This is a genomic window from Erythrobacter sp. SD-21, assembly GCF_000181515.1.
Taxonomy (GTDB): domain Bacteria; phylum Pseudomonadota; class Alphaproteobacteria; order Sphingomonadales; family Sphingomonadaceae; genus Qipengyuania.
Map to the genome: position 1 here is coordinate 117119 of NZ_ABCG01000001.1, position 13592 is coordinate 130710.

Consider the following 13592-nt stretch of genomic DNA (forward strand, 5'->3'; position numbering starts at 1 on the left):
AAGCTACCGGGCGCGCGCGAGGGATTTCCCCCGTGCGCGCCCAATCTACACGTTGCATCCTTCCCGCTAGCCGAATAGCTGGCAGGTAATGGAATTCTCGCCCGTACTCCTGGTCGTTCTCTGCGTGCTGTTCGCGCTGTGGACCGGCGGGGCCTTGTGGCTGATGTTCAAGGCTGCGCGCGATACGCAGAAAGCCAAGGCCCACCGCACGATCGCGCGCCGGCTATCGCGTATGGTGGAGGAAGGCCCCGCGATCCCGCTGCTCGTCCGCGTCGACGGGCGGATCGAGGCACCCGACCGCTTCGCTCGCTGGGTCGGGCTGGACAAGGTCCCCGAATATCTCACCGAACTTGCGGGGCGCGAAGGGCAGGGTCTGTCCGAAGAGCAGGTCGAGCGGCTCTCCGCCCATGTGCGGCGCACGCAGAAGAGCGCGAAGCCCTTCAAGATGGCGCTGCGTCCCCCCGGCTCGCGTAAGTCACTGGCGCTGCGCGGGGCGCTGGCCGATCCCGCGGTCTCGCCGAGCGGGGCCGCGCTGATCTGGGTTTTCGACTTCACCGAGACCGAGGACGAACTGGCCCGCCTCGGCGAGGAAGCCGCCCGTGCTCGTGACGATTTCGGCGCGCTGGTCGGCCTGATCGAGGCCGCTCCCATGCCGATGTGGTTCCGCGGCGCGGACATGCAGCTGCGCCTCGTCAACAAGGCTTATGTCGAGGCCGTCGGGGCCAACAGCGCCGACCAGGTCGTTGCCGAGCAGATCGAGCTGGTCGAGGCTGTGGGTGGACGCAGCGCCGCGCAGGTCGCACAACAGGCGGCCGACCGTCGCCAGCCCATCGAGCGCATCCTGACGGCTACGATCGACAACGCGCGGCGCACCGTGCGGGTCACCGACCTCCCGCTGGTGGGCGAAGGCATCGCGGGCTACGCCATCGACATCGAGGAAATGGAAGAGCAGGCGCGCGAATTCAGGGCTTTTCGCGAAGCGCAGCGTTCGATGCTCGACCAGCTATCCATCGGCGTGGCGCAGTTCGATGCGCAGCACCGGATGACCTTCGCCAACCAGCCGTTCCACCGCGTCTTCGCGCTGCCGCCGGGCGTGGTGAGCGAGCGCATCCGCTTCGACCAGATGCTGATGATCGCGCGCGAGAACGGCCGCATTCCGGAGGTCCGCGACTTCCCGACCTGGCGCAAGGAACTGGCCGAATGGTTCCTCAAGGACGAGCCCGAAGAGCACCAGTGGCCGCTTCCCGACAGCACGCACCTGCGCCTCGTCTCGCAGCCACTGCCCGATGGCGGGCTGGTGCTAATCGCGGAGGACCGCACTGAACAGCTGGCGCTCTCCGCCACGCGGGATACGCTGCTGCGCACCCGGACCGCCACTTTCGACAGCCTGTTCGAAGCGCTCGCGGTGTTCGCCCCCGACGGGCACCTGGAACTGTGGAACCGTGGCTTCCCGATTGCCTGGGGCCTCGAAAGCGAAGTGCTCGACGGACACCCGCAGGCCGAACAATTGCTCGAGGCGATCGGCAAGCAGCTGGCCGAACCCAAGGAAATCTCGCAGATCGGGCAGACGATCCGCGCCGCGACGCTCGACCGCAAGCCGCGCGACGGGCGCATCCAGCTCGCCGACGGGCGCACGCTGACCTACGCCGGCGTGCCGCTGCCCGACGGCAACGGCCTCCTGACCGTGCTCGACGTGACCGCCTCGCAAAAGGCGGAAGAGGCCTTGCGCGAACGCAACCGCGCGCTGGAGGAAGCCGATGCGGTGATGACCCGTTTCCTCGCCAACATGTCCTACGAATTCCGTACCCCGCTGACCTCGATCGGCGGATTCGCCGAATTGCTCTCCCAGGGCATTGCGGGCGAGCTGACCCCGCAGGCGCGGGAATATATCCAGGCGATCAGCCTCTCGGTCGGCAAGCTGACCGAGCAGGTCGAGAACGTGCTCGACCTGTCGCAGTCGGAGGCCGGGCTCATGCCGCTGCGCAAGGCCAAGGTCGAGCTGCTTCCCTTCATCGAACAGATCGTGCGCAAGCGCGAGGAGGCGATCCTCGGCGCAGGCCTGACGCTCGACCTCAAGGGCAATGCGAACAAGGTCGTCGAGGCCGATCCGCAGCAATTGCAGCGCGCGCTGGGGCAATTGATCGACAACGCGATCGCCCACACGCCGCGCGGCGGGCGCATCCTCATCGATATCGCCACGCGCCGCGGATTGAACCGCATAGCAATCTCCGACAACGGTGAAGGCATGAGCCAGCACGAACTCGCCCGCGCGCTCGAGGGCATCCGCATGAGCGAGGACGGTAAGGGTATCGAACGGCGGCAGGGCCTTGGCATCCCGCTCGCCCGCCAGCTGGTAGAGGCGCATGGCGGCACGCTCGAATTTCAGACCCGCAAGAACGCCGGCACCACGGCAACGGTGACGCTGCCGTGACGGAAAGCCTTCCCGACCTTGCCGCAATGGAAGCCTTCGGACAGCGGATCGCTGCGCGCCTCCAGCCGGGCGACGTGGTGGCGCTTTCCGGCGGGCTGGGCGCGGGCAAAACCACTCTCGCGCGGGCAATCATCGCCGCAATGGGCCACACGGGCGAGGTCCCGTCGCCGACCTTCACTATCATCGAAACCTACGACCATCTACGTCTGCCGCTGGTCCATGCCGACTTCTACCGGCTTGAAGACCCGTCCGAAACGCAGGAAATAGGCCTCGACGATTATCGCGAGGGCGCCGCGCTGATCGCCGAATGGCCCGATCATGCGGGCGGGTTCGAGCATGAGCCGACCTGCCTTGCAATTTCGCTCGAAACGCCAGGGGAAAATGGGGGCACAGGTCGAGAGGCCATTGTGAAGGGAGGCAAGGCTTGGCAAAGCCGCATGCCATGAGCGACGCGATCTTCGAAGACATCCAGAGCTTCCTCGGTGCCACCCGCTGGGAGGGCGCCGAAATCGCACCACTGGTGGGCGACGCCAGCTTCCGCCGCTATTTCCGCATCCGCCGCGGCGGGCAAAGCGCGATGCTGATGCACGCGCCGCCCCCTCACGAGGACCCGAAGCCGTTCCTCCACGTCGCCCAATGGCTCAACTCCAACGGCATGCGCGGCCCGGAAATCTATCGCGAGGACGCGGGGCAGGGCTGGGTGCTGACCGAAGATTTCGGCGACACGCGGATGAAGGAATGGATCGACGATCATCCGGGCGACGAACACGATATCTACGCCAAGGCGATCGACACGCTGGTACAGTTGCACAAGCTATCGCCGGGGCCGTTCGAACCCTATGACATGGCCGTCTACCAGCGCGAAGCCGCGCTTTTTACCGAATGGTACTGCCCCGCCGCGGGCCTGAAGGTCGATGAAGCGGGTTGGACCGCCGCGTGGGACGAGGCGCTTTCCCCGATGCTGGAGCGGCAAGACCCCGGCGTCACCGTGCTGCGCGATTACCACGCCGAGAACATCATGCTGCTCGAAAAGGGTAAGCTGGCGGGCGAACAGGGTCTGATCGATTTCCAGGATGCGCTGGTCGGCCACCCGGCCTACGATCTCGTCAGCCTGTTGCAGGACGCACGTCGCGACGTATCGGAACAACTCGAACACGACATGCTCTGCCGCTATCGCGCCGCCGCCGATCCGGGCGAGCATTTCGAAGCCGATTACGCCCGCCTCGGCGCGCAGCGCAACACCAAGATCGTCGGCATCTTCGCCCGTCTCTACAAGCGCGATGGCAAGCCGCGCTATCTCGGCATGATTCCGCGCGTCTGGAAGGCAATGGAGCGCGACCTTGCGCATGAGGCCATGGCGCCCGTCGCCGCGTGGTTCGAGTCAAACATCCCGCAGGAACTGCGCGACAGCCACGGTGGGGAGATCGCGTGAGCGCGCTCGTTTCCGACACCGCCATGCTGATGGCGGCGGGCCTGGGCAAGCGCATGCGCCCGCTCACCGCAACCATGCCCAAGCCCATGGTCCGCGTCGCCGGCAAGCCGTTGATCGATCGAGCGCTCGACCGGCTGGAAGACGCTGGCGTGGAGAAGGCGGTGGTCAACGTCCACTACCTCGCGGAATCGATCGAAGCGCATATCGGGCCGCGGCAGGCCCCTGCCATTACCTTCTCCGACGAGCGCGAGGAATTGCTCGAAACCGGCGGCGGCATGGCCAAGGCGCATGGGGCCGGATTGCTGCCCGATCCCTTCTTCGCCTGTAACGCCGACAGCATCTGGCTCGACGGGCCGCGCAACGCTTTCGGCGATCTGTCCGACGCCTGGGACCCGGAGCGGATGGACGCGCTGCTGCTGGTCGTGACGCACGCGCGCGCCCGCAATTTCGACGGGACGGGCGATTTCTACATGGACGGCGCAGGCCGCCTCAGCCGAAAGCGGCCCGACCGCATCGCGCCCTTCATTTACACCGGCATCCAGCTGGTTTCGCACCGCCTCCTGCGCGAGGCACCCGAAGGCAAATTCTCGACCAACATTCTGTGGGATCGCGCGATCGAGGAAGACCGCCTGTTCGGCGTCGCCTTCACCGGCATGTGGTACGAAGTCGGCACGCCGCAGCATATCCGTCCCACCGAGGAGGCGTTGACGGGTGGCTGACGCGAAGGGCGGGCCGAACGTCTACTCCATTGCCGCGCATCGCGGATTTGCCGATGCCCTCGTGGCCGGACTCGTGCCGCGTTACGCCGATGACGAGCTTGGTCTCGCCCGCCTGACCCTGCTGCTGCCGAGCGCGCGTGCGCGCCGCACCGTGTCCGAGGCCTTCATCCGCCACGCGGGCGAAAGCGGACGTGCAGGCCTCCTGATGCCGCGCATGGCCGTTGTGGGCGATCTCGATCTCGACGAAGCGCTGGGGCCGCTGCTCGATCCCTTGGGGGCAAGCGACATTCCGCCCGCCATCGATCCCCAGCGCCGGATGTTCGCGCTGGCCCGCCTGATCGCCGAGGAAATGGGCGAGGAGGCTCCAAAAGGCGCGACCCTGCTGCGCCTCGCCCGCGAAACCGGCGCGACCATGGACCGCCTGCTGGTGGAGGATGTCGGGCCGGAAAAACTGGTCGACGAGAAGGTGGTCGACATCTTCCCCGACCTGTCGAAACATTGGCAGGAATCGATCCGCCTCTTCGCCAATGTGCAGGCCAAATGGCTCGCGTGGCTGAACGCGCAAGGCATGCTGGACGCTGCCGCGCGCCGCAACCGCCTGTTCGACAAGGCCCGGCACGCGTGGAAGGCCCAGCCGCCCGCGACCCCGATTGTCGCCGCCGGTGTGACCAGTGCCGCACCGGCGCTGGCGAAGCTGTTGCGGGTTGTCAGCGAGCTTCCGCAAGGCGCTGTGCTCCTGCCAGATTTCGACCTGACCATGGACGAGGGCGTGTGGGACGAGCTTGGCCGCGCCGGCGCCGCGCCCACGCCCGGGGACACGGTCTTCGCGCGCGAGGACGCGGTCACTCATCCGCAATACCATCTGAAGCTGCTGCTGAACCGGATGGGCGTGGCGCGCGAGGAAGTGCAGCCGTGGCACCGCAAGGGCATGACCGCCGCGCCGCCAGAACGGAGCCACGCGATCTCGGCACTGTTCCTGCCGCCCGAAGCGAGCAAGGTCTGGGTCGATCTCCCGTCCGAGAAACGCCGCCTTTCGGGTGTGCGAATCATGGAGGCTGCCAATCCCGAAGAAGAGGCTCAGGCCATCGCCCTGATGGTGCGCGAGGCGCTGGAGCAGCCGGATCGGCGCGTGGCCGTCGTCACGCCTGACAGGCCGCTGGCTCGCCGCGTGGTGCATCATCTGGCACGCTGGAACATCGTGGCCGACGATTCCGCCGGTCGCCCGCTGTCGCACACGGCGGCGGGTCGGGCCTTCCTGCTCGCCGCCGAAGTGATGGCGGAAGGGGCGAGGGCGGTTCCGCTGATGGCGCTGCTCGGCCACCCTTTGGTCGACGGCGGGATGGAGCGCGGCGCATGGCTGCGGCGGCTGCGGCGGCTGGAGCGTGCCTTGCGCGGTCCGCGCCTCGCGTCCGGTCTCGAACCCGCACAGGCGGAAGTGGCGCGGCTGGCGGAAAAACGCCCCGAGATAGCCGAGTGGTGGGCGCTTGCCGAAGCGCAGCTTGCCCCACTGGTGGAGCGCGACCGCGACACTCCGGAAAGCCTGGCCGATCTCATCGACACGCTTGCCGCCAGTGCCGAGGCGCTGTGCGGCGAGAAGCTGTGGGCGCAGGAGGACGGGCGCACGCTGGCCGCATTTGTCGAGGAATTCCGCCTCCACGCGCGCGAAGCCGGCTTCGAGACCGCCCCGCGCGATGTGGCCAAGGTGCTTTCCGACGCGATGGAGGAGCGCGCCGTGCGCCCACCCTATGGCGGCCATGCGCGGGTGCAGGTTCTGGGCCTGCTCGAAGCGCGCCTGAACCGCGCCGATTTGGTCATCTGCGCAGGCCTCAACGAGGGTAGCTGGCCTGCGCGCGGCAGTATCGACGCGCTGCTCGCCCCGCCGGTACTGCGCGCGCTCGGCGTGCCGGGCGGCGATTTTCGTATCGGCCTTTCGGCGCACGACCTTGCCGGGGCCATGGGTGCGCCCGAAGTGGTGCTGAGCCGGTCAGGGCGCGACGAGGGCGGGCCGGCTATTCCCAGCCGTTTCCTGCTTCGCGTGCAGGCGCTTCTCGGCGAGCTGCTGCCGCGGCACGAGGAGCGGGCGGCCATCGAACTCGCCCGCGCGATGACTCGCGCCGAACCGGCCCCCGAATATTCGCGCCCCATGCCGAAACCTTCACCGCAACAGCGCGATGTCGACATTTCGGCCACCGCGCTCGACCGGCTGCTGGGCGATCCCTACCAGTTCTTCGCGCAGAAGATCATGGGCCTTTCGGACCTCGACGCGCTCGATGCCGACCCCAATCCGCTGTGGCAGGGCAATATCGCGCACACCATCCTCGAACGCTGGCATATTGCGCGTCGGACCGATCCGGATGTGCGGATTGCCCCGATCATGGAAGAGGTGCTGGAGGAGGAAAACGCCGATCCGCTGGTTCGCGGCCTGTGGCAGCCGCGCCTCTTGAAAGGCCTCGAATGGATCGAGGAGACATTGGGCAGCTACACCGAACGGGAAGTGCTGGCGGTCGAGGCGAAGGGCTCCATGCATGTCGAAGATGTCTTCGTCCATGGCCGCGCCGACCGGATCGATCGGCTGGAGGACGGCACGCTCGCCATCATCGATTACAAGACCGGCAAACCGCCTACCGCCGCCCAGGTGGAGCAGGGCTATGCGCTTCAGCTGGGCATTCTCGGACTGATTGCCCAGGACGGTGGATTCGAGGGGCTGACAGGCGATCCGGGCGGCTACGAATACTGGTCGCTGGGCCGCGCGAAAGACGATAATCCGCATGGCTTCGGCTATGTCGAGGTGCCGCTGAAAGTCGGCAACAAGCGCAGCGGTGTGGAGCTGGAGGAATTCCTCCCGCTGACACGCAAGAAGCTGGGCGAAGCCATCGGCAAATACATCAAGGGCACCGACCCCTTCACCGCGCGCGAGAACCCGGATTACCCGGCCTATGACACCTACGACCAGCTGATGCGGCTCGAGGAATGGCTGCCGCGCCAAGCTGACGATTTGTCGGACGGGGAGGACCGGGCATGAGCGGCAAGGTCTACCCCCTGAAGGACGCACAGGGTCTCAGCGTTAATCCGGAGGAGAGCGTGTGGCTGTCAGCCAGCGCGGGCACGGGCAAGACGCAGGTGCTCTCCGCGCGTGTGCTACGTTTGCTGCTGCAACCGGGGGCCGATCCGTCGCAGATCCTGTGCCTCACCTTCACCAAGGCGGGCGCAGCGGAAATGGCGGTGCGCGTCAACGCGGTGCTCGCCCGCTGGGTGCGGATGGATGCCGCGCAGCTGGCCAAGGAATTGGGCTATCTCGGCGCGTCCATCGATCCCGAGACCCAGTCGCGTGCCCGTTCGCTCTTCGCCCGCGTGCTCGACTGCCCCGGCGGCGGCCTCAGGATCGATACAATCCACGCCTTCGCGCAATATCTTCTCGGCGCCTTCCCGAGCGAGGCGGGTGTGCTCCCCGGCAGCCAGCCGATGGAGGACCGCGACCGCGACCTCCTGAGCCGCGATGTCCTCTCCGACCTACTCTCCGAAGGCGACCCGCACATCCGCGAAGCCGTGGCCGAGATGAGCCGCCGCAAGGGCCCCGATGCCGTGCTCGGGTGGCTGATGCGCTGCGCCCGGCACAAGGACTTGTGGGACCAGCCCGGCTGGCAGCACGGCTTGGACCAGCCAGTGCGCCGCCTGCTCGGCATTCCGGTCGATGCGGACGAGCATTGGGTGGCCGAGGCTTGTTCGGACCGGCATTTCCCGGTCGATACCTTGCGCGCCATGCTGCCAGCGTTCGATGGGTGGAACACCAAGAGTGCAGAGACGAGCAGGGGCTTCATCCAGCACTGGTTGGCGATCGAGCCGGAAGCCCGGCTCGCCGAGATCGACGGATTCCGTCAACGCAACTGCATCCTCAAGAAAGATGGCGACCCGACCTCGATGAAGGGTGCCGAGAAGAACGACCCCTCATTCGGCGATAAGCAGCAAGTGATTGCCGACGCAGTACGGGAAGTGGCGGAACGCGCGGCCCTGCTCGGCCTCGCTGCCTTCGTCGCGCCGCAACTCGAAGCGGGCCGCGCTTTTGCCAAACGCTGGGAAGAGGCCAAGGCGCGCGAGGGGTTGGTCGATTTCGACGATCTCATCCACCGCGCCGCTCGGCTGCTGTCTTCCAGCCAGATGGCCGACTGGATCCGCTACAAGCTCGACCGCAGCTTCGACCACATCCTCGTCGACGAGGCGCAGGATACGAATAAGGCGCAATGGGCCATCGTGAAGGCGCTGACCGACGATTATTTTGACGGCCTGGGCGCGCGCGGCGACGCGGTGCGCACGATCTTCACCGTGGGCGATTACAAGCAGGCGATCTTCGGCTTCCAAGGCACCAGTCCGGAAAACTTCCGCGAGGCGCGCGATTATTTCCGTGACAAGATGGACCGCGCCGCCGTAGCGGCCGAGGAAGCGCGCGCCAACGCCAACACGGGCCGCCTCCAAGAATTCGACCTCGAACGCAGCTATCGTACCAACCAGACCGTACTCAGCTTCGTCGACGACGCAATCCGCGCCATCGGTCCCGAAGGACTCGGCCTCGACAAGAGCGATGGCGAACACCGCGGCAGCGACACGCCAGGCATGGTCACGCTGTGGAAGGAAATCCGCATTGCCGAAGGCGGCGACGATGCGGATGAGGAAAAGGGCTGGCTCGCCCGCCACGACCGCAAGCTGGCCGACAACATCGCGCGGCAGGTCGCCGATTGGTTCGATACCAAGGGCGAGGGCTTCACGCTGGTGAAGGGCGAGACGCGGCGTGCTCAGGCCGGCGATGTCATGGTGCTGGTGCAGAAGCGCCGCGAGCTGGCCTCGCTGATCGTCGCGCGGCTCTACGCGCACGGCGTCCCCGTGGCCGGGGTCGACCGCCTGCGTCTCGGCAATCCACTGGCGGTGAAGGATTTGATGGCGGCGATCCGCTTCGCCGCGCAGCCGCTCGACGATCTGACATTGGCCAACCTCCTCGTCTCGCCGCTGATCGGCTGGAGCCAGGAGGATTTGCTGGTCTTCGGCTATCGCACCAAGGGCGTGCGCCTGTGGGAGCACTTGCGCAGCTCGGACGAGCCCCGCGTGGCGCAGACCGTCCATACCTTGCGCGAGATCCTGCGCCGCGCCGATTTCGACAGCCCGCAGCAATTGCTGCACTGGATCCTCGTCGGGCCGATGGACGGACGCCGCGCACTTGTCGCCCGGCTGGGGCGCGAGGCTAACGACCCGATCGACGAACTGCTCAACGCCGCCAACGCTTTTGCCGCCAGCCATGTAGCCAGCCTGCAAGGGTTCATCCGCTGGTTCGACGCGGGCGATGGCGAGTTGAAGCGCGAAGCGGGCGAGGGCGGGGACCAGGTCCGCGTGATGACCGTCCACGGCTCCAAGGGTCTGCAGGCGCCCATCGTGATCCTTGCTGACAGCGCGATCCGCCCAGATGCCTCGGGCGAATTGACGCTCGAGGAACAGGTTCTGGGCGCCGAAGAAACCAACACCGTTCCGCTACCCGCCCTGACAAGCGACGAGAAGGTCGGCCCGGTGCGCGCGGTGGAGGAGGTGGACGCCGCCCGCTCGATGCAGGAACACTGGCGGCTGCTCTATGTCGCCATGACCCGCGCGGAAGAGGCGCTGTTCATCGGCGGCTCGCTCGGTCCGCGCGACGCGAAGAACGGTCCGCACGAGGACAGCTGGTATGCACGGCTCGCGGCGCTGTTCGATACCGACACGGCGCTGGACGATCCGATCTGGGGTGCGCGCTGGGAGGTCGGGGAACGCGCTCCGTCCGTGCCGCCTGTCGAGACAACCGTCCCCGAACCAGTGTGCGAGTTGCCCCTATGGGCGAAGCAACCCGTCGGTCCCGAACCGCGCCCGCCGCGTCCGCTGGCTCCCTCGGGGCTGGGCGAGGCCGAGGGAAGCGATCCGCCGCTGCCGCCCGAGGTCGCTGCCGGTGCGGCAAGGCGCGGCGTGCTGATCCACGCGCTTCTCGAACGCCTGCCCGAAGTGCCACGCGATCACCGCGCAGACCGGGCGCGCAGCTGGCTGGCGCAGCAGGCGCCCGACCTGGACAATACCGAGCGCGAGGAAATGCTCGCCCGCGCGCTCGCCGTGCTGGAGGAACCGGGCTTTGCCGATATTTTCGGCGCGCAGGCACTTGCCGAAATCCCGCTTGCCGCCACGGTGGAGGGGCAGGTCGTGATGGGCACCGCCGACCGGCTGCTGGTGACGCCAGAGAAAATCACCGTGGTCGATTTCAAGACCGCGCGTCGTCCGCCCGCTTCGCAAGGCGCCATTCCGGACAGCACCCTGCGCCAGATGGCCGCCTATGTCGCGGCGTTGGAGGCGATCTACCCGGGCCGCACGGTGGAGGCCGCCGTGCTCTATACCCAGACGCCGCAGCTCATCGCCTTGCCCGGCGAGCGCCTCGCTGCCTACAAGGCCGCGTTTGCGGATCGGCAGGAAAGCTTTGGCCTGCCACCCGTTGAGTAATCGAACCCCGCGCCCATATGGGCGGGCAAGACATCAGATATCAGGAGTATTCCCATGGCCACCATCAACGTCACCGACGACGGTTTCCAGAAAGACGTTCTCGACAGCGACAAGCCCGTGCTCGTCGATTTCTGGGCCGATTGGTGCGGGCCGTGCAAGATGATCGCCCCGGCACTGGAAGAGCTGTCGGACGAGCTGGGCGACAAGGTCACCATCGCCAAGATGGACATCATGGAAAACACCGGCGTGCCCGGCGCGATGGGCGTGCAGTCGATCCCCTATCTCGTCCTGTTCAAGAACGGCGAGCCGGCGGCCCACATGCGCGGTGCCGCGCCAAAGGGCCAGCTCAAGCAGTGGCTCGAAGGCGAACTCTAAAACGCCCTTCCGGACCCTTTCGCGCCGCATTCTTGTTTTGCGGCGCAACATTGCTAAACGCGTGAGACCATGAAGCGCACGCACCTGCCTCTCAATGCCTTACGCGTCTATGACGCGGCGGCCCGTCACCTGAGCTTTACCCGCGCTGCGGACGAGCTGGCGGTGACACCGGCCGCCGTTGGCCAGCAGATCCGTGCGCTGGAAGACCATCTCGGCACCGTCCTGTTCCGCCGCACCAGCAAGGGGCTGGAGCTGACGCAGGAAGGCTCGGCCGGTCTCCACGCTTTACGCGAAGGGTTCCTGAAGTTCGAGGAAAGTGTTTCCGCAATGCAGGCGGGGCAGGCTTCGGACAGCTATACCATCGCCTGCCCGCGCGAATTCTACGCGCAATGGCTGGCGCCGCGGTTGGCAGAGTTCACCAAGGAAACGCCGGACGTCAAGTTCACCTTCGTCGCCGATGAGAACGCCGATTTTACCGAGGCGAACCTCGATTGCGCGATCCGGCTGGTCGATGGGCCGGGCGATCTGCAAGGCGTCGAACTTGCCGCTGCGCGCCGGGTGACCGTGGCTGCACCCGGCGCTCCCGACCGGTGGATCGACTGGGGCCTGCCTCTGCAGGACGGGGTTCAGGCGCATGTCACCGTGAGCAACGCCGGTCAGGCACTCTCGGGCGCCATGGCGGGACTGGGCAAGGCGATCCTGCCCGAATTGCTCGCCAAGGAAGCGGTCGAGGCAGGCCGTCTGGAAGTGCTCGATGGCCCCGAGACGGGGACGCGCGCTTACTGGCTGGTCGCCCCGACGCCGCAATGGCGGACGAAGAAAGTGAAAGCGCTGGTTGCGTTCTTGGCGGGGTAATGACCCCCGTTCCTACTCTCAAGACAGAACGCTTTACTCTGCGACCCTTGCGGCGCGATGATACGGCCGCGCTGTTTCCCACCCTCGCGGACGAGGGGCAGAGCCTCTACCTTTCGCGCCCTGCTTTCGAGAGCGAGGAGGAACTGGCCGGCTGGCTATTCGATCCCGACTGGAACGGGCGTACCTGGATTGCCGAGGATGCCGAGGGCCGGGTCGCGGGACGCTTCGTCGCCGTGCCGGGTCTCGACAAGGGCGTGGCCGAGATCGGTTATGTCGTTTGCATGGACCGTCAACGTGAAGGCGTGGCGCATAAATGCACCGCGGCGCTGGTCCGTCACTTGATCGAAGGCGAGGGGCTACGCAAGCTTACCGCCGAGGTGGACATCGAAAACGTGCCATCGGTCCGCTTACTCGAACGGCTCGGTTTCACGCGCGAGGCGTTGTTCCGGCAGCACGAGATATCGCAAAAGGGGCTGTGCGATGTGGCGGTCTATGGCCTGCTCGCCACCGACCCGCTGCCCTAGACCGTAATCAGTTTCAGCTTGAGCGCCTTGACCGTTGCGCCCACCCGGTCGCTCACGCCGAGCTTGGCGTAGAGGCGCTTCACATAGGTCCCGACCGTATCGGCCGAAATCTCCAGCAACTGCGCGATGACCGGCTTCGACTTGCCGTGTGCGATTAGGCGCAGGACCTCCAGTTCGCGTTGCGAGAGGCTGATTTCGCCCTCTTCGATCGTGACAAGCTGGCAGACGCGGTCATGCGCCGTACGGGCGACCATGGTGAGGGCGACGATCTGCTCTTCGGTCGGAGTGACCTCGGCCGGGAAGCCGAAGGCGGCGTAAGCGTCGCGATTGTCGGGGCCGTAAAGGGGAACGCCGAAGCCATTGGCGATACCGTATTCGCGCAGCGCGGCGATAAACCGTTCGACCTCCGGCGTGTGTTCGGCCCGGTCCAGGGCCTCTTCCCACGAGATCGTGTGCCCTGCGCGCATGACCTCGTCGGGGATCGGGTCGCACTGGCGGAAGTCGGCGCTATCGTAGAGGTCGAGCCAGTCCATCGAGAAGCCGCGCGCCACCACCTGCGTCTCCCGCGAGACCTGCGAGCCGAAGACCGGGGTGAAGTGGTAACTGAACTTGTCCGCCCCGAAACGGTCCACCGACCGGCGGACATTTTGCCAGAGGGTGGTGACGCAAGGGCTGCAGGCTATCTCTACAAAGAGGGTATCCATCAAACCAAATGATACCATGCGGGCCCGCAACAAGCCAGAGCAGCGGGCCCGATG

General features: G+C 66.5%; 10 protein-coding genes. 9 read left to right on the plus strand and 1 reads right to left on the minus strand.

Annotation, left to right across the window (positions count from 1 at the left end):
• Nucleotides 1-88: 88 nt before the first annotated feature.
• The 9 genes from ED21_RS00600 (at nt 89) to ED21_RS00640 (ending at nt 12834) form a co-directional block, all read left to right on the plus strand.
• The gene (locus ED21_RS00600) at nt 89-2431 is read left to right on the plus strand and encodes a PAS domain-containing sensor histidine kinase (protein ID WP_006831855.1); all 2343 of its coding nucleotides are present in this window, start codon (nt 89-91) and stop codon (nt 2429-2431) included.
• On the plus strand, nt 2428-2877 hold the full coding sequence (gene tsaE / locus ED21_RS00605) for a tRNA (adenosine(37)-N6)-threonylcarbamoyltransferase complex ATPase subunit type 1 TsaE (RefSeq protein WP_006831856.1): 450 nt from the start codon (nt 2428-2430) through the stop codon (nt 2875-2877). Before ED21_RS00600 ends, tsaE begins: the two co-directional genes overlap by 4 nt.
• The gene (locus tag ED21_RS00610) at nt 2874-3863 is read left to right on the plus strand and encodes an aminoglycoside phosphotransferase family protein (protein WP_006831857.1); all 990 of its coding nucleotides are present in this window, start codon (nt 2874-2876) and stop codon (nt 3861-3863) included. Before tsaE ends, ED21_RS00610 begins: the two co-directional genes overlap by 4 nt.
• Complete coding sequence (locus ED21_RS00615; RefSeq protein WP_006831858.1) at nt 3860-4582, plus strand: nucleotidyltransferase family protein; 723 nt, start codon at nt 3860-3862, stop codon at nt 4580-4582. Before ED21_RS00610 ends, ED21_RS00615 begins: the two co-directional genes overlap by 4 nt.
• On the plus strand, nt 4575-7604 hold the full coding sequence (gene addB, locus ED21_RS00620; RefSeq protein WP_006831859.1) for a double-strand break repair protein AddB: 3030 nt from the start codon (nt 4575-4577) through the stop codon (nt 7602-7604). Before ED21_RS00615 ends, addB begins: the two co-directional genes overlap by 8 nt.
• On the plus strand, nt 7601-11080 hold the full coding sequence (gene addA / locus ED21_RS00625; protein WP_006831860.1) for a double-strand break repair helicase AddA: 3480 nt from the start codon (nt 7601-7603) through the stop codon (nt 11078-11080). Before addB ends, addA begins: the two co-directional genes overlap by 4 nt.
• Nucleotides 11081-11134: 54 nt before the next feature.
• On the plus strand, nt 11135-11455 hold the full coding sequence (trxA, locus tag ED21_RS00630; RefSeq protein WP_006831861.1) for a thioredoxin: 321 nt from the start codon (nt 11135-11137) through the stop codon (nt 11453-11455).
• Between the two features lie 69 nt (nt 11456-11524).
• Entirely contained in the window at nt 11525-12310 is a 786-nt protein-coding gene (locus ED21_RS00635; protein ID WP_006831862.1) for a LysR substrate-binding domain-containing protein, read from the plus strand.
• Nucleotides 12310-12834, plus strand: coding sequence for a GNAT family N-acetyltransferase (locus ED21_RS00640; protein ID WP_034920889.1), 525 nt, complete (start codon nt 12310-12312; stop codon nt 12832-12834). Before ED21_RS00635 ends, ED21_RS00640 begins: the two co-directional genes overlap by 1 nt.
• On the opposite strand, the gene ED21_RS00645 is transcribed toward ED21_RS00640, so the two are convergent.
• On the minus strand, nt 12831-13556 hold the full coding sequence (locus ED21_RS00645) for an autoinducer binding domain-containing protein (RefSeq protein WP_083800344.1): 726 nt from the start codon (nt 13554-13556) through the stop codon (nt 12831-12833). The genes ED21_RS00640 and ED21_RS00645 overlap by 4 nt on opposite strands.
• Nucleotides 13557-13592 lie beyond the last annotated feature (36 nt).

Bases quoted from the DNA above. Each gene is read 5' to 3' on its own strand.
- ED21_RS00600 (WP_006831855.1), top strand. From the start codon at position 89: ATGGAATTCTCGCCCGTACTCCTGGTCGTTCTCTGCGTGCTGTTCGCG.
- ED21_RS00610 (WP_006831857.1), top strand. From the start codon at position 2,874: ATGAGCGACGCGATCTTCGAAGACATCCAGAGCTTCCTCGGTGCCACC.
- addA (WP_006831860.1), top strand. From the start codon at position 7,601: ATGAGCGGCAAGGTCTACCCCCTGAAGGACGCACAGGGTCTCAGCGTT.
- trxA (WP_006831861.1), top strand. From the start codon at position 11,135: ATGGCCACCATCAACGTCACCGACGACGGTTTCCAGAAAGACGTTCTC.
- ED21_RS00635 (WP_006831862.1), top strand. From the start codon at position 11,525: ATGAAGCGCACGCACCTGCCTCTCAATGCCTTACGCGTCTATGACGCG.
- ED21_RS00640 (WP_034920889.1), top strand. From the start codon at position 12,310: ATGACCCCCGTTCCTACTCTCAAGACAGAACGCTTTACTCTGCGACCC.
- ED21_RS00645 (WP_083800344.1), bottom strand. From the start codon at position 13,556: ATGGTATCATTTGGTTTGATGGATACCCTCTTTGTAGAGATAGCCTGC.